Genomic DNA, 22,301 nt, shown 5'->3' with positions numbered 1-22,301 from the left:
GTTGGTCTGAAAGAATTAATGTCGGTATGCGCAATATAAGTAACTATTGCGGGTTAAATGACGTTCTGTCCATGGCCTGCTTGCGGAGCGAAGCCGACTGTCTCCTTTAGGTACCCGGGCCGTCGCTGAGCGCATCGAATAGCGCGATACCACTCGGTCCGTGTGTAGCGTCGCTGCGGCGGCGAAACATTACAACCGTGCTTCGGGTGACTTCGGCAGACGTGTCGGACGACGGCGGCGACCAGCGCCTGAGCCCGGGGCGACGCCTCTGTGACGAATCGATTACGCTGTCGCTTCGTGGTGGGCGGGTGCCCACTGAGGCTGGAACAGCAGCATGGAAATCCGGGTTCTCGGGGGCTTGGCGGCGCGACTCGGCGCCGTGGACCTTCCGCTTGGAACGCCCAAGCAGCAGTTGGTGTTCGCGCTACTCGTCGCGCGGGCCAACCGGCTGGTCACGGTTCATGACCTGGTGGACGAGCTGTGGCCGGACGCTCCACCACGGTCGGCGATCGCAAACGTCCGGACCTACGCCGCCAATCTGCGGCGGAGTCTCGGCTCGGGTGCGGACGACGAAGCGAGGATCGTCCGTGAACCGGGCGGCTATCGACTTCTCATCGACGAGAAGCTGATCGATCTGCATCGACTGAACGTGCGCTCGCGCCGCGCCCGGGAGTTGATGCGGGAGGGGCGGTCGGCGCAGGCCGTCCCGGTGCTCGTCGAGGTGGTCGGCGCGGCGGCCCCACTGCTCGCAGGGTTGGCGCTGGGGCCGGCACTCACCGTTCAGCGCGAGGCCGTGAGTCAGGAACGGCAGGCGGCGCTGGAACTGTTGACAGAGGCATATCTCAACCTCGGGCGCCCCGAATCAGCGGTGTCGTTACTGCGTGACCACGTCTCGCATCAGCCGCTGCGCGAGCGGGCGCAGTGTCTCCTGATGCGCGCGCTCATCCAGACCGGCGACGCAGGGGGCGCCCTGGCCGTCTACCGCGCCACTCGCGAGGCGTTGTCCGATCAGCTCGGGGTGCCACCCAGCGCGGAGATGGAACGACTTCGTGTGGCGGCCACCCGGGCGCGACGCCGGATTCCGGAATCGGCGCGCGAGGTGGAGACGATCCGGAGTGGTGCTCATAAGCGCAATTGGTTGCCGCGGACGGTGATGGATTTCGTCGGCCGGGAGGAAATGGTCGATCGATTGTTGTGCGAAGTGCGGGAGGCATCCGGGCAGGGTCCGACGATCCGGGTGATCGACGGCATGGCGGGCTGCGGCAAGACGACCCTCGCCCTGCATGTGGCCTCCCGGTCGGCCGAGCGCTTCCCCGACGGGCAACTTTTCGTCGACCTGCGGGGACACAGCACGCGAACACGGATGCGGCCCACGGTGGCCCTGGACACGCTGCTTCACCAACTGGGTGTGCCGGCCGGCCGGATACCGCTGGAACTGCCCGGCCGGCAGGAGATGTGGCGGCGCGAACTGGCCGCGCGTTCGGTGCTGGTGGTGCTCGACAACGCCGCCGACAGCCGGCAGGTCGAGCCGCTGCTACCCGTCTCCGGATCGGCCGTCGTCCTCGTCACCAGCCGGCGGCGCCTGCTGGCACTCACCGAACGACCGCCGGTGTCCCTCGCCGTCCTCGCCGAGGCCGAGGCGCTCGAACTGCTCGCCACCCTCATCGGGAGCGGCCGGGTGGCGGCCGAGCCGGAGGCCGCGCGACAACTGGTCGCCATCTGCGGCTGCCTCCCTCTCGCTGTCGGACTGGCCGGCACCCGGCTGGCACATCGGCCCGACTGGCGGATCGCCGACCTCGTCGACAGGTTGAGCCACAGGTCGATCTTCCTCCCCGGTCTCCGCGCCGAGGCGCGAAGCGTGGTGGAGGCGTTCGCCGAGTCGTACGAGCCGCTCGACGAGGCGTGCCGGAAAGCCTTCCGATCCTTCGGGCTGGCGGCCGGGAACCACCTCGACACCGCCATGGTCGCCGCCCTCACCGACCTGCCCCTGCGGGACGCGGCGGACGTCCTCGACGAACTGGTGGACCGCCACCTCGTGCAGGAGACCTCGGCCGGCCGGTACCGCCTGCACGACCTGATGAGGCGTTACGCCGCCGAACTGGCCCGGCAGGAGGACGAGCCGACGACCGGGCGACCGGCGATCCGGAACCTGCTGGATCACGTGTTGCACTCGGTGGTGCGGGCGTCCGCGTCGATCGAGGACGGCCGGGTGCTCGCGCAGCACCTGCGGCTCGGAGAACCGCTTCGACCGGATCTGCTCGCCGGACGCGTCGACCGCGACCTGGACTGGCTGGAGGAACAGCGGTCGAACCTGGACGCCTTCGTCCGTCAGGCGGCTGACCAGGGCCATGAACCGATGGCGTGGCGTCTGGCTCGCGCCGGTTGGCGGTTCTTCTACATACGCGGTTACTTCGACGACATATCGGCCACGCACGCGGTGGGTCTCGCCGCCGCCCAGCGGTGCGGGGACCGGCACGCCGTGGCCCTCATGCACAACTATCTCGCCTCGGCGTGCGTACGCACCGGCGCCTACCAGGACGCCTCGGCACACCTGCACGAGGTCGTGTCGATCCTCACCGGGCTCGGTGACGAATCGGGCGCCCAGCGGGCACGGTTCAACCTCGGCGCCGTGCACTGGCTGACCGGGCGGCTCCACCAGTCGCTCGAAGCCAACCGCATGACGCTGCGCAGCTGTGCGCTGGACACCCTACCGGTCCTGCCGAACCTCGGCCTGACACTGCGCTACCTCGGTCGTTACGACGAGTCGACGGCGGTTCATCGGCTGCACCTCTTCGCCGCCCGGATCAAGCAGGATCCGTTCCACATGTCGAACGCACTGGGGCATCTCGGTGGCCTCAGATGCCGCCTGGGACAGAACGCGGCGGCGGAGCGCCTGCTCCGAGCCTCGCTCGCGCTCCGGGATCGCACCGGCAACGGCTTCGGCCGTGCCGAGACGCTCAGCGACCTCGCCGGCACCTACCGGCAACTCGGCCGCTACGACGACGCGCTGCGGCACCACGAGGCCGCCATCGAGGCCGCCGCCGCATCCGGCGAGCGGCACGTCCAGGCCCAGGCACGCAACGAGCTGGCCGTCACCCTGGGAGCCACGGGGCGAGCCGACGAAGCGGTGGCCGTCTTCGAGGAGGCACTCGCCATCGCCACCCGGATCGGCCATCCGTACGAGCAGGCCCGCGCCCTGGACGGCCTGGCCGGACATCTTGCGGAGAAGGAGCCGGCGCAGGCGCGACGGTACCGGCAGCGCGCGCTGGCGATCTTCGAGCGGATGGGTGCGCCCGAGCGCCACGACCTGCGCCGGCAGCTCGTCGAGACGCCGGCCTGAACCGGCTTATCGATTTCTTATCGCGGCGTTCGTTAGCGTCCCCGGCATCGGCCACGGGGAGGGTTCAGCGCCAGAGCGGACCCGGCCGAACGAGGCCCCCACCGTCAGTTCCCCCCAGCGAATCGGCGGTGGGCAGGTGAGGGAGGGGCGTCGTGCACCGGCACCCGACACGACGCTCCTCCCCGCCGCAGGCCGCGGCACCCGGGCAGGCCGGAGCACCCGCGTCGTCGTACCCGGCGGATAGGGTCGGGCCGTGACCGAACCCGCGCACCTCACCCACGTCGACCCGGCCGGTGCGGCCCGGATGGTCGACGTCTCCGCCAAGCCGGTCTCGGGCCGGCTCGCGGTCGCCGCCGGCCGCCTCCGCACCACCGCCGAGGTGGTGGAGTTGCTGCGCCGCGACGGCCTGCCCAAGGGCGACGCGCTCGCCGTCGGCCGGCTCGCCGGCATCATGGGCGCCAAGCGCACGCCCGACCTGATCCCGCTCTGCCACCCGATCGCGTTGCACGGCGTCACAGTCGACCTCGACCTCACTGCCGACACGGTGGAGATCACCGCCACCGCGAAGACCGCCGACCGCACGGGCGTGGAGATGGAGGCGCTGACCGCCGTGGCGGTCGCCGGGCTCGCCCTGGTCGACATGGTGAAGGCGGTCGACCCCGCCGCCTCGGTGGACGCCGTCCGGGTGCTCCGCAAGGAGGGCGGCAAGACCGGCGAGTGGGTCCGGCCGGAGGACCGGCCGTGATCCGGGCCCGGGTGATCGTGGCGTCCAACCGGGCTGCCGCCGGGGTGTACGAGGACACCAGCGGCCCGCTGCTCGTGACCGGGCTGCGCGAGCTGGGCTGCGAGGTCGACGCTCCGGTGGTGGTGCCCGACGGCGAACCGGTCGGCGACGCCCTGCGTGCCGCCCGCGCAGACGGCGTCGACGTGGTGCTGACCAGCGGTGGCACCGGCATCACCCCGACCGACCGCACGCCCGACGTGACGCGCGCGCTGCTCGACTACGAGATCCCCGGCATCGCCGAGGCGATTCGCGCGCACAGCCGCGACACCGTGCCGACGGCTGCGTTGTCCCGCGGGCTGGCCGGGGTGACCGGCCGGACGCTCGTGGTCAACCTGCCCGGCTCACGCGGTGGCGCCCGGGACGGTCTGGCGGTGCTCGGCCCGATCCTGCGGCACGCCGTCGACCAGCTTCGCGGCGGCGACCACTGAACCCGCGCGGCACGTGCCCCGGCGTTAGGCTCGCCGGATGAGCACGGAAACCGAAGCCGCCGCGGCCGAGGCCGGCACGCCACCACCGGCCGGGTGGGAGGAGGCCCGCTCCCGGGTGTACGCGGTGGGCCTGTCCGCCGCGCTCCCCGCGGTGGCCCGTCCGCTGGCCGAGGCCGACGGGCACACCCTGGCCGAGCCGCTGACCACGCGCACCGACCTGCCGGCGTTCCCCACCTCCAGCGTGGACGGCTGGGCGGTGCGCGGCGCGGGGCCGTGGCGGGTGGTCGGGCGGGTGCTCGCCGGGCAGACCGCGCCTCCGCTGGAGGCCGACTGCAGCACGGTGGAGATCGCCACCGGCGCGATGGTTCCCGAGGGCACGACGGCGATCCTGCGGATCGAGGAGTCGACGCGTACCGCGGACGGCCTGGTGTCCGGCACGCCCCGCCCGGCGCCGGAGTGGCGGGAGCCGGGCGAGGAGGCGCACCTCGGGGAGGTACTGCTGCCCGCCGGCACGCCCGTGGACCCGGCGGTGATCGGCCTGGCCGCCTCCTGCGGGCACGACACGCTGCGGGTCCGCCGCCCGCCCCGAGCCGCGCTCCTGGTCTTCGGCGACGAACTGCTCACCTCCGGTCCGCCCGGCGCCGGGCGGGTCCGTGACGCGCTCGGTCCGTCGGTGCCGGCCTGGCTGCGCCGCTACGGCTGCCAGGTGCGCGCGGCCGACGTGGTCGGCCCGGTCGCCGACACGCTGCCCGCGCACGTGGCGGCGCTGCGGGGCGCGCTCGCCAACGCCGACCTGGTCTGCACCACCGGCGGCACCATGCACGGTCCGGTCGACCATCTGCACCCGACGCTGGAGGCGCTCGGCGCCGACTACGTGGTGAACACCGTGGCGGTGCGCCCGGGTTTCCCGATGCTGCTCGCCCGGCTGGTGGACGGCGACGGGCGGGTGCGGTTCGTGGCCGGTCTGCCCGGCAACCCGCAGTCGGCCGTGGTGGCGCTCGTGTCGCTCGTCGCGCCCCTGCTCGCCGGTCTCACCGGCCGGCAGATGCCGGTACTGCCGCACGTGACACTGGCCGAGCCGATTCCCGGGCGCGGCGACTACACCCATCTGGCGCTGGCCCGCTGGGACCGCGTCGCCGGCACCGCGTACCCGGTGCGGCACGTCGGCTCGGCGATGCTGCGTGGGCTGGCCGGCGCGGACGGGTTCGCGATGATCCGGCCCGGCACCAGCGGCGCGGCCGGCGACCGGGTGCCGCTGGTGCCGCTGCCACTGACCCCCGGGGAGCGATTCGGGTGAGCGCGACGAACGAGCCGACGGGAGACGTCGTGACAGTGGAAGCAGGCGTGGTGCTCGGCGCGGTGACCGACCGGCCGCTCGACCTGGCCGCGCACGAGGCGGCGGTCGCCGACCGCCGTGCCGGCGCGGTGGTGTCCTTCCAGGGCGTGGTCCGCGACCACGACCACGGGCGGGCGGTCACCCGGCTGGAGTACGAGGGCCACCCCACCGCCGAGGCGGTGCTGCGCGAGGTGGCGGCCGAGGTGGCGGCCGACCCGCAGGTGTACGCGGTGGCGGTGTCGCACCGGATCGGCCCGCTGGAGATCGGTGACGTGGCACTGGTGGCGGCGGTCAGCACGGCGCACCGCGCGGCCGCGTTCGCCGCCTGCGCCCGGCTGGTCGACGAGGTGAAGGCGCGGCTGCCGATCTGGAAGCGGCAGGTCTTCGACGACGGCACCGAGGAATGGGTGAACTGCCCCTGAGGGCTCAGCGCCGGGCGGCGAGCGCGGCGGTGCGGCCCAGCCGCTCGTGGTAGAACGCCGGCTCGGCGCCGGGACGCCACGGCAGCGCTGCGACGAGCACGATCAGCGCGATGGCCAGGGAGTTCTCCATCAGCGCGCCGAACAGGCCGTCCTGGTAGTGGGACACTTCGGGGAGCTGGTGCTCGTACGGCCAGATCGGTGAGATCAGGAACAGCAGGTAGAGCCCGAGCGCGCCGACGCCGTGGCGGAGCCCCGTCAGCGTCGGGTACCAGATCGGCGGGCGCAGTGCCGGCACACCGTTGGCCGAGGGACCGCCGGTGCCGCGCGGGGGCAGGCCGCGGCTGGCTTCGCGGCGGCGTACCGCGGCGTCGGCCAGCACGATGATCGCCGGGATGACCCAGATCAGGTGGTGCGACCAGGAGATCGGGCTGATCACGTTGGCGGTGAGCCCGACCAGCGTGAACGCGGTCAGCTCGTCGCCGTCGGCGCGGGCGCTCATCGCCCGGGACAGGCCCAGCGCCAGGATGAGCACCGAGAACGCCAGCCAGAGCAGGCCGGGCGTCTCGATCGAGTCGTAGAGGCGCGCCAGCAGACCGGCGAGGGACTGGTTGGCGGTCATGTCCGCCGCGCCGACCCGCTCGGTCTGCCAGAGCACGTCGGCGAAGTACGCGCGGGACTCCTCACCGAGCACACCGAACGTAGCGATGGTCACGCCGATGGCGGTGCCGACAGCGGTGAGCGCGGCCCGCCACTGCCGGGTGAGCATCAGATAGGCCACGAACAGCGCCGGGGTGAGCTTGACCGCTGTGGCGAGCCCGATGCCCACACCGGCCCAGGCGCCGCTGTAGACGAACCGGGCCAGCGGCGAATCGGCCGTCTCGTAGTGGGTGCCCCGCTTGGCCCGCCAGCGCAGGCCCACCATGTCCGCCATGATCAGCGCGAACAGCAGCAGGTTGACCTGCCCGTAGCCGAGCGTCTCCCGGGACGGCTCGATGGCGACTGCGAGCGGGGTGGCGATGCCGACGGTGAACCAGAGCGGCCAGCCGAGCCGGTCCACGATGGGGCGTAGCAGTGCCGCGAGGACGACGGCGAGCGCGCCGATGCTGGCGAGCGCGTTGACGAAGCCGGCGCCGTCGACCGGCAGCCACGACATCGGCAGCATGACCAGGGCGGCGAACGGGGGGTAGGTGAAGCCCAGCGTGGTCGAGGGCGCGACGAAGTCGTACAGCTCGTTGCCGCCGGCCCACCACAGCACCGCGCCGTGGTAGATCTTCATGTCGAAGAAGTTGTACGGCCGTCCGAAGGCGCCGATGGCGAGCCACGCGGCGTACGACACGGCGGCGACGACGCCGAGGCGCACCACGATCCGGCGGTCGACGCGGGAGGTCGGGGCGAGGCGGTTGGTCCGTCTACCGACTGTCGTCGGCATGGCGTGGCCACCCCCGTACCAAGGTCGTCGTACCCGTCCAGGTCCAGAACGGAGCCTAGAACGGCGCCTCACGTTGCTGCCTCCCGCGTTACGCGACCGTGTCCGATCCCACACGTGTTTTTGACATTTCCACCGCGTTAACGGGTCTCGGACGGTTCAGGTGATTGGTGGCCTTGCGGGGGGTGGTAGGCCGTACAGAGTGCCTGGTCAGCCAGGCATGCGGCGGGCGGTCGCCGCGGAGCGTACGGCGATCTTCGTCTCGCGGCGCGCCGTGCGGACCGCGCGCTTGACCGACCGGCGAGAGTGGTCGATCCGGTGGCCGGCGCGCCAGCGCAGCCCCGGCTTGCCCTCGGTGTCGGCGGCGGCGAGGAGGAGGCCACCGAGCAGGCCGAGGTTCTTCAGGAAGTGGATCTGGTTGTTGTTGCGCGCGGCCGGGTCGTCGTTGTTCCAGAAGGCGTGCCCGGCGGCGGTGGTCGGGATGAGCGTGCCCGCGAGCACCAGCGCGGCCGGACGGGTGAACCGGCCGGTGGCGAGCATCAGGCCGCCGACCAGCTGGGTGGCGGCGTTGGCCCGGATCAGCGAGACCGTGTCGGTGGGGATGCGGGGGTGCACGTTCTGGATCAGCGGGGCGACCTTCCCGGTGACCGGTTCCGCTGCCTGCACCAGGCGTTCCGGGTTGCGCAGGTTGCGGGCGCCGCTGACCACGAAGATGCCGCTCAACATGACTCGGGCGAGGGAGCGCACGGGCTTCATGGCTCAGTCTTACCCCGTCGGGGGCGTCGTCATCCCCGCAACACACGAAAGGTATCGGCCGACGTGGACGTCCGAACGGTATCGATTTCAGCGACCGTCGCGGATGGACCGGTTGCGTTCGGTAAGGTCGCGCGGGTGACGACGCTGCGACTGCGCCCCGAGGGCCCCGCCGACGAGGCGCCGGTGGCCCGGGTGCTGGCCGCCGCCTTCGCCCGCCCCGACGTGGCCACCCCACCGGAGGTCGGCCTGGTCGAGGAGCTGCGGCACAGCCCGGCGTGGATCCCGGAGCTGGCCATGGTCGCCGAGTACGGCGGCGAGGTGGTGGCGTACGCGCTGCTCACGCGCGTCGGCGTACGCACCGAACGCGGCACCTGGCCGGCGCTGGCCCTGGGTCCGGTGGCGGTGGCGCGGCACCGGCAGCGGCTGGGGCACGGCACGGCGGCGGTGCAGGCGGCACTGGACGCCGCGACCGAGCTGGGCGAGCGGCTGGTGGTGGTGCTGGGCGACCCGGCCTACTACCGGCGGTTCGGGTTCGGCCCGGCGGACCGGCTGGGCCTGACCAGTCCCTGGTCCGGGCTGGGGGAGCCGTGGCAGGCGCTGGTGCTGCCGCCGTCGGCGAGCGGAGAGCCGTCACCGCCGTCCGGCGAGGTGGTCTTCCCGCCACCGTGGTCGCGGGTCTGAGCGGTCCGGATCGCGGCCGAGCGGCCTGAGACCGCGCGGCCCGAGCGGCCTGAGCCGTCAGGCGGGCTGGGTACGCAGGTAGCGGCCGAAGTGCGGCACTGTGAACGCCACAGTCCCCCGCTCGCCGGAGTAGATCAGCCCCTTCTTGATCAGCGCATCACGCGCCGGGGAGAGGCTGGCCGGTTTGCGGCCGAGCGCGCGGGCGATCTCGGCGGTCGGCACCGCCGCGTCCATGTCGTCCCGGCCGCCCTCCTCGCCGTCCACCAGCGCCAGCGTGGCCATCGCGCGCATGTACTCGCGTTCGGCAGGCGTGGCCCGCTCGAACCGGGAGCCGAAGAACCCCACCGCCAGTTCGGCCTCCGCCTCGGGCGCGGCGACCCGGACGTCCGCCGCGGTGATCGGGGAGCGGGGTGCGTGGTCCCAGGTGGCCTTCCCGTACGCCTGGACGAAGTAGGGATAACCACCGGACTTCTCGTAGAGCAGGTCGAGCGCCTTCTGCTCGTATTCGACCTCCTCCCGCTCGGCCGGCGCGCAGAGCGCCTGGTCGGCGGCGATCCGGTCGAGCCGGTCGATGCGCTGGTAGCGGTAGAGCCGCTCGGAGTACGACTTGGCGGCGCTGAGCACGGCCGGCAGGTGCGGCAGGCCCGCGCCCACGACGATGAGCGGCGCGCCGAGCTGGGACAGCTCGTGGCAGGCGGCGCAGAGCGCGGAGACGTCCTCGGCGCCGACGTCCTGCATCTCGTCGATGAAGATCGCGATGCCGGTGCCGACGTCGGTGGCGACCGCCGCCGCGTCGCTGAGCAGTTCGACCAGGTCGATCTCGATGTCGCCGGAGTCGGCGCGCCCGCTGCTCGCCGGTACGTCGATGCCGGGCTGCCAGCGGTCGCGCAGTTTGGGTGCCGCGCCGGCCCGCCCGGTGGGGGTGGAGCGTTGCGCGAACGCCTTGAGGACGCCGAGGAACGCGTCGATCCGGTCCGGGGCGCGGTGCCGGGGCGCCAGTTCGCGGACGGCCATGTGCAGCGCGGCGGCGATCGGGCGGCGCAGCGACTGGTCCGGCCGGGCCTCGATCTTGCCGGTGCCCCAGAGGTGGTTGATCGCCTCGGAGCGCAGCGTGTTGAGCAGGACCGTCTTGCCGACTCCCCGCAGGCCGGTGAGCATCAGGCTGCGTTCGGGGCGACCGCGGGCGATCCGTTCCAGCACCACGTCGAAGACGTCCAGTTCCCGCCCCCGCCCGGCGAGTTCGGGCGGGCGCTGGCCGGCGCCCGGTGCGTACGGGTTGCGGACCGGATCCACGAATCGCACAGTATCGGGTTCTCTAGCGACCAGGCTAGATGCGCGTAGAGGCGGCTACCGCGTGTCGGCCTCGATACAAAACTAGGGCTGTCTAGCATCCACGCTAGATAGCCCTAGTTTTGGTTACCGACAGGCGGACAGGGTCAGCGGCGCTTCAGGCAGAGCACGAAGTCGAGCGTGTCCAGCTCACTGTCGAAGAAGTACCAGTCGGTGTAACCGGCCACCTTCCCGCACTTCGCCTCCGCGTCCTTCTTGCCGCTCGTCGCGCCGTCGATGCGGCGCAGCACCTCGTACGTCTTCGGGGCGCAGTCGGCGATCACCAGCTTCGGCTGGCCGCCGCCACCCTCGTTGGCGACGCACTGGCCCGCCTTGACGAAACGCGGATCGGTCGACGAGGCCGGGGCCGCCGTCGTGGGCGTCGTGTCGGCCGGTTCGCTCGGCGGCGCGGCCTCGCCCGTCGGATCCGCGGCCGGCTCGGTGGCAGCTGTCGTGCCGCCGGTCGGGCTCTGCTCGTCCCGGCCCAGCATCCAGTACGCCCCGGCGCCGCCCAGCAGCAGCACGGCCAGCACGATCACCACCACCAGCAGCGGGCCCTTCCCGCGCTTCGGCGGCGTCGGCTCGGCGTACGGCGGCTGCCCGCCGCCGTACGGCGGCCCGGCATAGGGGTCACCCGGGTGGCCCTGCTGCGGCGGCCCGGGTGACCAGGCCGGTCCCGGCTCGTAGCGCTGCGTCGGCGGCCCGTACTGATCGGCCGGCGGGCCGTAGCGGTCGCCGGAACCGTACTGCTGGGCGGGCGGGCCGTACCGGTCGGCGGGGCCGTACTGCTGGGTCGGCGGGCCGTACTGCGGGTCGGGCTGCGGGGCGTAACGCGGGTCGCCCGGCGGGGCGTAGCGGGGATCGGGCTGCGGGGCGTAGCCGTCGTCGGGCCGTCCCCAGGGCTCGGGAGAGCCGCCGCCCGGTGGACCGAAGTTCGACATGAACGCCTCCTGCGTACGCCAGTGCTGAGAGGCCGGCCACCAACTGGGGACGCCGACGCCGTGGTCACCGTAGCGTGGTCCCACGATGAGCTCACGCCCTACGAGTGCGACGAACGTTGTCGATTCCGCGACGCCGCCGGCCCGCACCGCGCTGATCTGGACCGCACTCGTGCTGGTCTACCTGCTCTGGGGCTCGACCTACCTGGGCATCCGGGTCGCTGTCGAGTCCCTGCCGCCACTGATCTCCGCGGCGATGCGGTTCGCCGCCGCCGCGGTGGTGCTCGCCGTGGTGCTGCGCCTGCGACGTGGACCCGGCGCGTTGCGGGTGCCCGCACGCCGCGTCGGCTCCGCCGCGCTCGTCGGTGTGCTGCTGCTCGCCGGCGGCAACGGCCTGGTGGTGCTCGCCGAGTCCGGCCCGGCCGGGACCGCCGTACCGTCCGGGGTGGCGGCGCTGCTCGTCGCCACCGTGCCGCTGCTCGTGGTCCTGCTGCGGACGGCAGGTGGGGACCGGCCGCGACCGTGGACGTTCCTCGGAGTGGCACTCGGCTTCGCCGGTCTGGTCCTGCTCGTGCTGCCCCGCGACGGGGTGGACGGCGTGCCGGTGGCAGGCGCGCTGACAGTGGTCGCCGCGGCGGCGAGCTGGTCGGTCGGCTCGTACCTGTCCGGGAAGATCCGGATGCCCGCCGACCCGTTCGTGGCCACCGTCTACGAGATGGTCGCCGGCGCTGCGGTGCTCGCGCTCGTCGGCGTGGCCCGAGGTGAGCTGCGCGGCTTCTCCTTCGCGGACGTGACCGGACGGTCCTGGGCGGCGATGGCCTACCTGATGGTGGCCGGTTCGCTGGTCGCCTTCACCGCGTACGTCTGGCTGCTCGCCCACGCGCCGATCTCGCTGGTCTCCACGTACGCGTACGTGAACCCGGTGGTCGCGGTGGCACTCGGCGCCTTGTTCGTCGCGGAACCGATCACCTCGCAGGTGCTGATGGGCGGTGCGGTCATCGTGGTCGGCGTGGCGGTGGTGGTGAGCACCGAGCGACCCCGCCGGTCCCCGCCACCAGCCGTCGACGGGACGGCCGGGGAGCCGGCCGGGCGGTAGCGTCCGGCCCGTGTCGGCGCTGCTGGTGACGGGGGTCGCGCTGCTGGGCGCGGCGGCCGGGTGGGCGGCGGTCCCGGCCGGGCGGTCCTTCGTTCCCGACACCGACGGCCGGGTCCGAACTCCGAACCGGAGTGTGCTCGCCCTCGTCGGCGCCGTGGTGTTCGGCGGGCTCGCCGCCGCCCGGGGCGCCGATCCGGCGCTGGCCGCGCTGCTGCCGGTCGCCGCCACCGGGTTGGTCCTCGTAGTCACCGACCTGACCGCGCTGCGGCTGCCCGACCCGCTCGTCGGCCTGGTCGCGCTCGGCGGCGGGCTCGGACCGGCCGCTGCCACAGCGACGACCGGCGAACCGCGCCACCTGGCCGTCGCGGTGGCCGGGGCCACACTCTCCTTCATCGGGTACGCGCTGCTGGCGCTGCTGCCCCGCGCCCGGCTCGGCTTCGGCGACGTGAAGCTCGCCGCCGCGCTCGGGCTGCCGCTGGGCTGGCTCGGCTGGCCGGCGCTGCGGCTCGGGCTGATCCTGCCGCACGTGCTCGCCGGAGTCACGGTGCTGGTCCTGCTCGCCGCCGGCCGGATACGCCGGGACACGCCGGTGCCGTTCGGCCCGGCGCTGCTCGGCGGCGCGTGGCTCGCCGCCGTCCTCGGCTGACCTGCGCGCTCGGCCCGTGCGCCGCGGGCGGTCAGATCAGACGGAGCTGGTGGTCCTTCGGACGGCGGGGCTCGGTCGCGTCCAGACGCTCGAACAGCGCCGGGTCGATCACGTCGAGGAACGGCGACGGGCGGGTGTCGCGTTCCGCGCCGTGCCGGGCGCGGCGGCCCGCGTGGCTCACATAGAGCCGGTCCTGTGCCCGGGTCAGCCCGACGAAGAACAGCCGGCGCTCCTCGGCCACCGCGTCGTCGTCCGGCTCGGATCCGGGCCAGCGCAGCGGCAGCAGCCCGTCCTCGGCGCCGACCAGGAACACCACCGGGAACTCCAGACCCTTCGCGGCGTGCAGCGTGAGCAGCGTGACCGCCTCGGCGCGCGGGTCGAGCGCGTCCACCTCCGCGCCGGTGGCGAGCTGGTTGAGGAACAGGTCGAGGTCGTCGCCGCAACGCCGGGCCAGCGGGGTGAGCAGGTCCACCGCCGTGCGGACGTCCTCGGGGCGTACCGCGCCGGAACCGTCGAGCGTGGGCACGGCGAAGCGCTCGGCCAGGATCTGCCCGGCCTGCCGTACCCGGGCCGCGAGCGAACCGTCCAGACCGGCGTGGCGCAGCTCGCGGGCGATTGCGGGCACGCCGGGACGGTCGCGCAGCCGGTCGTGCGAGCGCTTCTGCACCGGGATGTTCGCCCGGGCCAGCGCGTCCACGATCGGTGCGGCCTGCGCGTCGGTCCGGTAGAGCACCGCGATGTCGGAGAAGGACAGCGAGGTGGTCCGCCCGTCGATCCGACCCGAGTCGAGCGAGCGGTGGGACAGGCCGCCGACCAGCTCGTCCACGGTACGGACCACGAAGTCGGCCTCGTCGTAGGCGGAACTCGCCGCGTACCGGCCGACCAGCGGCGCCTCCGGGTCGAGCCGGGCCGGGTCGAGACGCCGACCGCGCACCAGCGACGACGGCGCGATGGCCTGCACCGCGGCGGCCAGGATCGGCGCCGAGGAGCGGTAGTTGCGGTTCAGCCGGACCAGCCGCGCGTCGGTGAAGTCCTGCGAGAACCGCAGGAAGTAGCCCACGTCGGCGCCCCGGAACGAGTAGATCGCCTGGTCCGGGTCACCGATCGCGCACAGGTTGCCGTCCGGCGGGCTGAGCAGCCGCAGCAGCTCGTACTGCACCGCGTCGACGTCCTGGTACTCGTCAACGAAGATCCACTTCCACCGCTCGCGGTACTCGCGGACCAGCTTCCGGTCACCCTTCAGCAGGGCCACCGGCAGCGTCAGCAGCTCGTCCAGGTCGACCAGGTCCCGCTTGCGCAGCAGTGCCACGTACCGCTCGTCGTCGTCACCGGCCTCGGCGCGCGCCGCCGCCCGGTCCGCCTCGTCGGCGATCCGGAAGTCCGCCGGCAGCCCGGCCGCCGTCGCGTTCTCCCGCAGCACGGTCAGGCCGAGCGAGTGGAACGTACCCACCGTGACGTCCTCGGCGACCGGGCCGAGCAGCCCGTCCAGCCGGTGCCGCAGCTCCTCGGCCGCCCGCCGGGTGAACGTGATCGCCAGGCACTGATCGGGGAAGACGTTCAGCTCCGCACACAGATACGCGATCCGGTGGGTGAGCGTCCGCGTCTTGCCGGTGCCCGGACCGGCCACGATCAGCAGCGGGCCACCCGGCGCCGACGCGGCCACCCGCTGCATCGCGTCCAGCCGGTCCAGCAGGCCGGTGCCGACCTCCTCCATCCCGGCGAGCATCGGCTCGAACGGCTCGTGCGGAGACGGCGGCGGCGCGATCGGGGGCGCTGGCGGCGGCGTCCGCTTCGGCTCGGGCCGGGCCGGCGCCGGGCGCTTGGCCTTCGGCTTCGGCGCCGACTCCGCCGGCCGCCGCTGCGCGGGCACCGGTACGTCGAACAGCGTCTCCTGCCCGGCCCGGGCACCCCCGGCGCCCAGTTCCGCCGGGTCGAACAGCGTGATCACGCCGTACTCCCCGTCGTAGCCCGGCACCCGGCGCACGTCGCCGCGGCGCAGCCGGCCGATGCCCTCCGCGAGCAGCTCGCCGCCGACGCGGCCGATCTCCTCGATCGGGGTACGCGTGAGGATCTCCAGCTCCGGTCCGAGCGCGGCGATCAGCTCGTTGAGCTTGCCCTCGACCTTCTTCGACCGCGCGCCGACCCGGTTCAGCTCGCCCAGGATCTCGGCCAGCGGCACCAGATGGGTCACCTCGCGGGCGTGCGCCGGCCGGTGCCCCGCCGCGCGGTCCGCCAGCTCCTCGACCCGGCTGAGTACGCCCACAGTCAGCGGCTTGCCGCACTCCGGGCAGCGTCCGCCCGCCTCGCGGGTCCGCTCCGGCGACCAGTTCACGCCGCACAGCCGGTGCCCGTCGGCGTGGTACTTGCCCTCCTCCGGGAAGAACTCGACGGTGCCCGCGAGCCCGTCGCCGGTCCGCAACGCCTCGCGGATGGCGAAGTAGTCGCGGGCCGCGGTGAGGACCGTGGCCTCCCGGGCCAGCGCGGGCGGCGAGTGGGCGTCCGAGTTCGACACCAGCTGGTAGCGGTCCAGGCTGCCGACCCGCCAGTTCATCTCCGGATCGGACGACAGGCCGGTCTCCACCGCGAAGATGTACTCGGCCAGGTCGGCGTAGCAGTCGGCGATCGCGTCGAAGCCGGACTTCGAGCCGAGCGCGGAGAACCAGGGCGTCCAGATGTGCGCGGGCACCAGGTAGCCGTCCGGGCTCGCCTCCAGCGTGATCTCCAGCAGGTCGCGGGAGTCCAGCCCGAGGATCGGCCGGCCGTCCGAGCCGAGGTTGCCGATCCGGCCCAGCGCGGTGTTGAACCGGGCCACCGCGTCCAGGTCCGGCAGGTAGATCAGGTGGTGCACCTTGCGCGTCCGGTCGTCGCGCTTGTAGATCGTGGAGATCTCCACGCTCAGCATGTACCGGACCGGGTCGGCCTCCGCCTCACTGGCCAGCCGGGGCGGCAGCCGCCGGGCGACGTCCCGTTCCGCCTCGGGTGAGAGCCGGTACAGGCCCGGCTCGGCCGGGTGCAGCGTCTCGCGCAGGTGGTCGTACCAGGCGGGATGGGTGAAGTCGCCGGTGCCGAGCACGCCGATGCCCTTGCGCCGGGCCCACCAGGCCAGGTTCGGCAGGGTCAGGTCGCGGCTGCACGCGCGGGAGTACTTCGAGTGGATGTGCAGATCCGCGACGTACGGCGGGAGGCCACCGGGGGGTGCGGCGCTGAACGGAGGCACGCCGCATCCTGTCACGTCCGGTCCCCCGCCCGCCCGTCGCCACGCGTACGGGTGACCTGAGCAATGCGGTGCTGGACTCGGCGGCCCATGCACGCTATTGAGCGCGCAGCTCGACGAGCGTCACCTGGGGAGGCGCGCCCACCCGCACCGGCGGGCCCCAGAAGCCGGCGCCGTTCGTGACGTAGACCTTCGTGCCGTCGACCTCGCCGAGACCGGAGACCACCGGCTGTTCGAGCTTCACCGCCAGGTTGAACGGCACCATCTGGCCGCCGTGCGTGTGCCCGGAGAGCTGGAGGTCGACGCCGAACTTCGCCGCCTCCTGCGCGGCCACCGGCTGGTGCGCCAGCAACACCACCGGCCGGCTCGGGTCGCGGTCGCCGAGAGCGGCGGCGTAGTCGGCGGGCGCGGCCACCCCGGTGCCGGCGGCGCTCACGTCGTTCACCCCGGCGAGGTCCAGCACGCCGCCCCGGGCCTGGATCTCCTGCCGCTCGTTCTGGAGCACGCGCAGGCCGAGCCGGTCGACCTCGCGGACCCACTCCTCGACGCCCGAGTAGTACTCGTGGTTGCCGGTCACGAAGAAGCTCCCGTACCGGGACCGCAGGTCGCGCAGCGGCTCGGCGGCCTCGCCCAGTTCGGCCACCGTGCCGTCGACGAGGTCACCGACCACGGCGACCAGGTCGGCGTCCATCCGGTTGATCATCGCGACGATCCGCTCGGTGTGCGCCCGGCCGCGCAACGGCCCGATGTGGATGTCGGAGACGGTGGCGATGCGCAGTCCGTCCATGCTGCGGGGCAGCTTGGCCAGCGGGATCTGCACCCGGTCGAGCTGCGGCGGACCCATCGCGTTGCGGACGCCGTACCCGGTGACACCGGCTGCGGTGAGCCCGGCGAAGATCGCCGCCCCGCGCGCGAGCAGCAGCCGCCGGGAGGGGTCGTGGTCCGGCGCGTGGGTGCCGGCCGGCGGCGCGTCGGTGGGGTCGACCGGCGGCGGCGTCGGACCGTCCGCCGTCGCCGCGCCCACGAGCGCGGGCTCGGGCTCCGGGCCGGCGGCGACCGCCGAGCGGGCCCGCCGACGCAGCACGAGCCGGACCACAGCGGTCGGCACCTCCAGCACCAGCAGCAGCACCAGCAGGTAGAACATGAGCGCGACCCAGAGGTAGCCGGGCCAGGCCAGCCAGTACCAGCCGTTGCGCGTGCCCGCCATGGTCACCGGTACGAGCACCGCCAGCGCCGCGATCGTCACGCCACCGGCCCGGCGCCACCGCCCGGGGCGCGTGGTGTCCCGGACCAGCCGCTTCCACAGGTAGAAGTGGATCAGGCCGATCACGAGCACGACGAAGCCCAGGAATGTCGCCATGGCCAGCACGTGTGCCCCCCTCAGCCGCCCGCGAAGGGCGGCAGCACGTCCACCGTCACCCCGGCCGGCAACAGTGCCCGTCGATCATGACAGGCCACGCCGTCGACCAGGAAACTCGCCGCCTTCAGCACCACCGCGAGGCGTTCGCCGTGCCGGGCGGCCAGGTCATCGAGGAGTTCGTCCAGGGACCGGCCGGCGGATGCGGTCTCCTCGGATCGTCCCGCGGCCGCGCGGGCCCCGGCGAAGTAGCGGACTGTGAGCTCCACCCTCAGCCTCCGATCGCCGACATCGAGCGCGCGGGCTGGAGGAACGTCGGGTCGTCGATGCCGTGCCCGGCCCGCTTGGCCCACATCGCGGCGCGCCAGCGGCGAGCCAGCTCCTCGTCGTCCGCGCCGTCGCGCAACGCGCCGCGCAGGTCCGACTCCTCGGTGGCGAACAGGCAGTTGCGCACCTGGCCGTCGGCGGTGAGCCGGGTGCGGTCGCAGTCGCCGCAGAACGGCCGGGTCACGCTGGCGATCACCCCGACCCGGGCCGGCCCGCCGTCCACCAGCCACGTCTCGGCCGGTGCCGCACCGCGCTCGGACGGGTCCGGCGTCAGCGCGAACGCGGCGTGCAGGGAGGCCAGGATCTCGTCGGCGGTGACCATGGTCGAGCGGTCCCAGCCGTGCTGGGCGTCGAGCGGCATCTGCTCGATGAACCGCAGCTCGTAGCCGTGCGCGAGCGCGAACCGGAGCAGCGCGGGCGCCTCGTCGTCGTTCGTGCCGCGCATGAGCACCGAGTTGATCTTCACTGGGGTCAGCCCGGCTTCCGCGGCCCCGGCCAGCCCGGCGAGCACGTCGGCGAGCCGGTCGCGGCGGGTCAGCGCGGTGAACCGGTCCCGGTCCAGCGTGTCGAGGGAGACGTTGACGCGATCCAGCCCGGCGGCACGCAGCGCCGGCGCCATGCGGGCCAGACCGATGCCGTTCGTGGTCAGCGAGATGCGCGGCCGGGGCGTGAGCGCGGCGACCGCGGCCACGATGCCCGGCAGGCCCGGCCTGATCAGCGGCTCGCCGCCGGTGAAGCGCACCTCGGTGATGCCGAGCCGGGAGACCGCGACACCCACCAGCCGGATGATCTCGTCGTCGGTGAGCAGCTGCGGATTGGCCAGCCAGGGCAGGCCCTCCGCCGGCATGCAGTAGGTGCAGCGCAGGTTGCACTTGTCGGTGAGCGAGACCCGTAGGTCCCGGGCGACACGGCCGTACCGGTCGGCGAGGACGCCGTCGGCCGTCCGGGGGGCGCTCATCCCTCGACCGTAGCGCGGTCGGGCCCCCGGAGGGCGGCACGGGCGGTGGAGCGGACCGCGTCCGCGTACGCCGCGCCGAAGATCGCGGTGTGCACGAGCAGCAGATGCAACTGGTGCAGCGGTACACGTTCCCGCCACCCGTCGGCGAGCGGCCACGCCTCCCGGTAGGCGGCCGTGATCCGGTCCAGGTGCGGCGGACCGCCGAACAGCGCGAGCTGGGCCAGGTCGGTCTCGCGGTGGCCGCCGTGCGCGGCCGGGTCGACCAGCCAGACCCGGCCGTCGGCGCCCCAGAGCAGGTTGCCGGGCCAGAGATCGCCGTGCAGCCGGGCCGGCTGATCGTCACCGCCGAATTCGCCGATCCGCTCGACGACCTGCTCGACGAGCGCCGCCCCGGCGCCGTCGAGCGCGCCGCCGTCGACCGACATGCGCAGGTAGGGCAGCAGGCGGCGCCGGGCGAACCAGTCCGGCCAGGGACCGGGGTCGGGCGTGTTGTCCTGCGGCAGCGCGCCGATGAACCCCGGCCAGTCCGCGCCGAACGCGGGCGCCCCGGCGCGGTGCAGCCCGGCCAGGTCGCGGCCGAACGCCTCCGCGGCCTCCGGCGTCGGCCCGCCGGGCTCCACCCAGTCGAGCGCCAGCAGGTCGGGCAACGCGACGAGCACATCCGGTACGGGCACCGGGCCGGCCTCGCGCAGCCAGCGCAGCCCGGCCGCCTCGGCGGCGAAGAAGCCCTCCGGCAGCGGACGCGCCGCCCGTTCCGGCCAGGTCTTGGCGAACACCGAGTGCCCGTCGTCGAGCGTCAGCCGGGAGGCGGCGCAGATGTCACCGCCGGAGACCGGGGTCTCCCGGATCCGCTGGTGGGTCAGGAAGGTCGGCAGGTGCTCCGGGTGTGCCCGCAGGTACGCCAGGTCCATGTGCGCAAGGTAGCGGTTACCCCGGACATCCGTGTGCCGAGCGGCACCGCCGATCGCCGCTGACCTGGACCGATACGCTCCGTATCTGTGGACGGACCGCGTGTCGTCCACAGGGGCGGACGCGGTGACGCGCGACCGCCCACGCTCCCGGCATGAACTCCACCGAGCCAGCGCGCCTCTCCGTCCGCTCGCCGGCCGACATGGTCGCGGCCGTGCCCTACCTGCTCGGCTTCCATCCCGCCGACAGCGTGGTGGTGGTCGCGGTACGCGGCCGCCGCGTCGTCTTCGCCGCCCGTGGTGACCTGCCCGCACCGGGCACCGACCCCGGTCCGGCGGCCCGGCACCTGGCGCAGGTGGTGGCCCGGCAGGACGCCGACGCCGCCACAGTCGTCGGCTACGGTCCGGCCGCCCGGGTGACGGGCGTCGTCGACGCGATCGGCGACGCGCTGACCGCCGCCGGGCTGGTGGTGCTCGACGCGCTGCGGGTCACCGAGGGCCGCTGGTTCTCGTACCTCTGCGTCGAGCCGTCCTGCTGCCCGCCCGAGGGCACCCCGTACGACCCGGCCGCCAGCCAGGTCAGCGCGGCGGCTGTGTTCGCCGGTCAGGTCGCGCTGCCCGACCGGGCCGCGCTCGCGGCGCAGGTGTCCCCGCTCGACGGGCCGGTCCGGCTCGCCATGCGCCGGGCCACCGGTCGGGCACGCCTCCGCCTGGCCGCGCTCACCGGACGGCCGTCCACGCCGTCGGCAGGGAGCCCGGCCGGAGGCTTGCCAGCCGACAGTTCGAGGGCGGGTGCGGAGCCGCCGGTTCCGGCGGACGGTGCTGGGCCGGAGGGGGAGTCGTCGGTCCCGGTTGGCGGGCCCGGGTCGGGCGGCAAGTCCCAGGTGCCGGCAGGTCGTGCCGGATCAGGTGGGGAGCCGCGGGCCGTGCGGACGGCGGGCACGGCCGCGGTGCGAGCGGCCTTCCGCCGGCAGCGGCGCGGTGAGCGGCTGGACGACGACGAGGTGGCCTGGCTGACAGTGCTCCTCACCCACGTCGCGGTACGCGATCGCGCCTGGTCCCGCACCGACGGCCGGGACGAGGACATCAGCCTCTGGACGGACGTGCTGCGACGCGCCGAGCCGGACCTGATCGCCGCGCCGGGCTGTCTGCTGGCGTTCGCCGCGTGGCGATCGGGGCACGGGGCACTTGCCGCTGTCGCCCTGGAACGGGTGTTGTCCGCCCACCCCGGCTACTCGCTCGCGGTGCTGCTCGACGAGGCGCTCCGGCGGGGAGTCGCCCCGTCGGCACTGGACGGGTGGCCCGGTTCCGACGACGGCGCGGTGCTGCGGCGCCGCCGACGCAGGCCACGCCGATGAGCGGTCACCCCGCCGGGCGGTCATCCGCCTACCGGGCCGCCGACGGCCGCCACGCCGGTGAGCGGTCACTCGCCGATGCGCGCCGCCCCGGCGTAGACGTTCATGGTCGGCCCGCGCAGGAAGCCGACCAGCGTCATCCCGGCCTCCTCGGCCAGCTCGACCGCGAGCGTGCTCGGCGCGGACACCGCCGCGAGCAGCGGCACGCCCGCCATCCACGCCTTCTGGGTGAGTTCGAAGCTGGCCCGTCCGGAGACCAGCAGGACGTGCCCGGCCAGCGGCAGCCGCCCTTCCCGGGTGGCCCAGCCGAGCACCTTGTCCACCGCGTTGTGCCGCCCGACGTCCTCGCGCAGCACGACCAGCTCCCCGTCGGGGGTGAAGAGGCCGGCGGCGTGCAGGCCGCCGGTGCGGTCGAAGGCGCGCTGCGCGGCGCGCAGCCGGTCCGGCAGCCCGGCCAGCAGTTCGGCGGTGACCACCAGCGGGTCGTCCCGCACCGCGAACTGCGAGCGGGTGCGTACCGAGTCGATGCTCGCCTTGCCGCACACGCCGCACGAGCTGGTGGTGTAGAAGTTGCGCGACGGGTCGGTGACGGGCTCCGGCACACCGGGCGAGAGCACCACGTCGACCACGTTGTAGGTGTTCGGGGTCTCCGCGCCGGCGCAGAGCTGCGCGGTGTGCACGTCCTCCGCCGACCGGATCAGCCCTTCGGTGAGCAGGAAGCCGATCGCCAGGTCCAGATCGTCGCCGGGAGTACGCATCGTCACCGCCAGCGGCCGGCGTCGTCCCGGACCGGCCGCGCCGACGCGGATCTCCAGCGGCTCCTCCACGGCCAGGTTGTCCTGCCGGCCGATCCGCCCCCGGCCGTCCCCGGCCGCGTCGAGGTCGATCCGCAGCACACCACGCCGATCCGTCGCCCGTCCCATGCCGCCATCCTCCCCGGGCGCCCCGCCGCCCGCACGTCGCCCCAGGTCTTCCCGCCCCCACCCACCCACCCACCACC

At 73.7% G+C, this 22,301-nt stretch carries 19 protein-coding genes; 9 read left to right on the top strand and 10 right to left on the bottom strand.

Annotated features, from left to right (window positions below):
* Nucleotides 1–334 precede the first annotated feature (334 nt).
* The 5 genes from IF06_RS0106135 to IF06_RS0106115 all read left to right on the top strand — a co-directional run bounded on the left by IF06_RS0106135 (nucleotide 335) and on the right by IF06_RS0106115 (nucleotide 6,310).
* The gene (locus tag IF06_RS0106135; protein ID WP_030269520.1) at nucleotides 335–3,340 is read left to right on the top strand and encodes an AfsR/SARP family transcriptional regulator; all 3,006 of its coding nucleotides are present in this window, start codon (nucleotides 335–337) and stop codon (nucleotides 3,338–3,340) included.
* A 253-nt stretch (nucleotides 3,341–3,593) separates the two neighbouring features.
* Entirely contained in the window at nucleotides 3,594–4,085 is a 492-nt protein-coding gene (gene moaC / locus IF06_RS0106130; protein ID WP_030269519.1) for a cyclic pyranopterin monophosphate synthase MoaC, read from the top strand.
* Complete coding sequence (locus IF06_RS0106125) at nucleotides 4,082–4,552, top strand: MogA/MoaB family molybdenum cofactor biosynthesis protein (protein WP_013477514.1); 471 nt, start codon at nucleotides 4,082–4,084, stop codon at nucleotides 4,550–4,552. The genes moaC and IF06_RS0106125 overlap by 4 nt, the downstream gene beginning before the upstream one ends.
* 37 nt (nucleotides 4,553–4,589) lie before the next feature.
* On the top strand, nucleotides 4,590–5,849 hold the full coding sequence (locus IF06_RS0106120; protein ID WP_030269517.1) for a molybdopterin molybdotransferase MoeA: 1,260 nt from the start codon (nucleotides 4,590–4,592) through the stop codon (nucleotides 5,847–5,849).
* Between the two features lie 35 nt (nucleotides 5,850–5,884).
* The gene (locus tag IF06_RS0106115) at nucleotides 5,885–6,310 is read left to right on the top strand and encodes a molybdenum cofactor biosynthesis protein MoaE (RefSeq protein WP_176921779.1); all 426 of its coding nucleotides are present in this window, start codon (nucleotides 5,885–5,887) and stop codon (nucleotides 6,308–6,310) included.
* 4 nt (nucleotides 6,311–6,314) lie between these two features.
* Here the strand turns inward: IF06_RS0106115 and IF06_RS0106110 are convergent, their stop codons facing one another.
* Both IF06_RS0106110 and IF06_RS0106105 read right to left on the bottom strand, forming a co-directional pair.
* Nucleotides 6,315–7,739, bottom strand: a complete 1,425-nt coding sequence (locus IF06_RS0106110) for a glycosyltransferase 87 family protein (protein ID WP_013289341.1) — start codon at nucleotides 7,737–7,739, stop codon at nucleotides 6,315–6,317.
* Between the two features lie 207 nt (nucleotides 7,740–7,946).
* Complete coding sequence (locus IF06_RS0106105; RefSeq protein WP_013289340.1) at nucleotides 7,947–8,492, bottom strand: DoxX family protein; 546 nt, start codon at nucleotides 8,490–8,492, stop codon at nucleotides 7,947–7,949.
* Between the two features lie 135 nt (nucleotides 8,493–8,627).
* Between IF06_RS0106105 and IF06_RS0106100 the strand changes: the two genes are divergently transcribed.
* Nucleotides 8,628–9,173, top strand: coding sequence for a GNAT family N-acetyltransferase (locus tag IF06_RS0106100; protein WP_013289339.1), 546 nt, complete (start codon nucleotides 8,628–8,630; stop codon nucleotides 9,171–9,173).
* A 57-nt stretch (nucleotides 9,174–9,230) separates the two neighbouring features.
* Here IF06_RS0106100 and IF06_RS0106095 read toward each other — a convergent pair whose 3' ends face one another.
* Entirely contained in the window at nucleotides 9,231–10,466 is a 1,236-nt protein-coding gene (locus IF06_RS0106095; RefSeq protein ID WP_030269512.1) for an ATP-binding protein, read from the bottom strand.
* A gap of 143 nt (nucleotides 10,467–10,609) precedes the next feature.
* Entirely contained in the window at nucleotides 10,610–11,443 is an 834-nt protein-coding gene (locus tag IF06_RS0106090) for an LppU/SCO3897 family protein (RefSeq protein ID WP_030269511.1), read from the bottom strand.
* Nucleotides 11,444–11,528: 85 nt separating this feature from the next.
* Here IF06_RS0106090 and IF06_RS0106085 point away from each other — a divergent pair, with 85 nt between their 5' ends.
* Both IF06_RS0106085 and IF06_RS0106080 read left to right on the top strand, forming a co-directional pair.
* The gene (locus tag IF06_RS0106085; RefSeq protein ID WP_232236626.1) at nucleotides 11,529–12,536 is read left to right on the top strand and encodes an EamA family transporter; all 1,008 of its coding nucleotides are present in this window, start codon (nucleotides 11,529–11,531) and stop codon (nucleotides 12,534–12,536) included.
* A gap of 10 nt (nucleotides 12,537–12,546) precedes the next feature.
* A complete protein-coding gene (locus IF06_RS0106080) occupies nucleotides 12,547–13,182 on the top strand; it encodes a prepilin peptidase (RefSeq protein ID WP_030269508.1) in 636 nt (211 codons plus the stop codon).
* A gap of 31 nt (nucleotides 13,183–13,213) precedes the next feature.
* Here the strand turns inward: IF06_RS0106080 and IF06_RS0106075 are convergent, their stop codons facing one another.
* The 5 genes from IF06_RS0106075 to IF06_RS0106055 form a co-directional block, all read right to left on the bottom strand.
* A complete protein-coding gene (locus tag IF06_RS0106075) occupies nucleotides 13,214–16,399 on the bottom strand; it encodes a UvrD-helicase domain-containing protein (protein ID WP_030269506.1) in 3,186 nt (1,061 codons plus the stop codon).
* 94 nt (nucleotides 16,400–16,493) lie between these two features.
* Nucleotides 16,494–17,756 carry a metallophosphoesterase gene (locus tag IF06_RS0106070; protein WP_420063434.1) on the bottom strand — a complete coding sequence of 421 codons (1,263 nt, stop codon included), beginning with the start codon at nucleotides 17,754–17,756 and terminating at the stop codon, nucleotides 16,494–16,496.
* A gap of 20 nt (nucleotides 17,757–17,776) precedes the next feature.
* Nucleotides 17,777–18,022 carry a MoaD/ThiS family protein gene (locus IF06_RS0106065; protein ID WP_013289332.1) on the bottom strand — a complete coding sequence of 82 codons (246 nt, stop codon included), beginning with the start codon at nucleotides 18,020–18,022 and terminating at the stop codon, nucleotides 17,777–17,779.
* 2 nt (nucleotides 18,023–18,024) lie between these two features.
* Nucleotides 18,025–19,038, bottom strand: coding sequence for a GTP 3',8-cyclase MoaA (gene moaA / locus IF06_RS0106060; protein WP_013477506.1), 1,014 nt, complete (start codon nucleotides 19,036–19,038; stop codon nucleotides 18,025–18,027).
* Entirely contained in the window at nucleotides 19,035–19,949 is a 915-nt protein-coding gene (locus IF06_RS0106055; protein WP_030269501.1) for a fructosamine kinase family protein, read from the bottom strand. The genes moaA and IF06_RS0106055 overlap by 4 nt, the downstream gene beginning before the upstream one ends.
* 152 nt (nucleotides 19,950–20,101) lie before the next feature.
* Here IF06_RS0106055 and IF06_RS0106050 point away from each other — a divergent pair, with 152 nt between their 5' ends.
* Nucleotides 20,102–21,304, top strand: a complete 1,203-nt coding sequence (locus IF06_RS0106050) for a DUF4192 domain-containing protein (RefSeq protein WP_030269500.1) — start codon at nucleotides 20,102–20,104, stop codon at nucleotides 21,302–21,304.
* A 65-nt stretch (nucleotides 21,305–21,369) separates the two neighbouring features.
* On the opposite strand, the gene fdhD is transcribed toward IF06_RS0106050, so the two are convergent.
* Nucleotides 21,370–22,224: a formate dehydrogenase accessory sulfurtransferase FdhD gene (gene fdhD, locus IF06_RS0106045; RefSeq protein WP_013477503.1), complete on the bottom strand. Its 855-nt coding sequence runs from the start codon at nucleotides 22,222–22,224 to the stop codon at nucleotides 21,370–21,372.
* Nucleotides 22,225–22,301 lie beyond the last annotated feature (77 nt).

The organism is Micromonospora globosa (genome assembly GCF_000717585.1).
Lineage (GTDB): Bacteria > Actinomycetota > Actinomycetes > Mycobacteriales > Micromonosporaceae > Micromonospora > Micromonospora aurantiaca.
The sequence above is the reverse complement of the archived record's forward strand: the minus strand, read 5'-3'. Positions and strand labels throughout refer to the sequence as shown.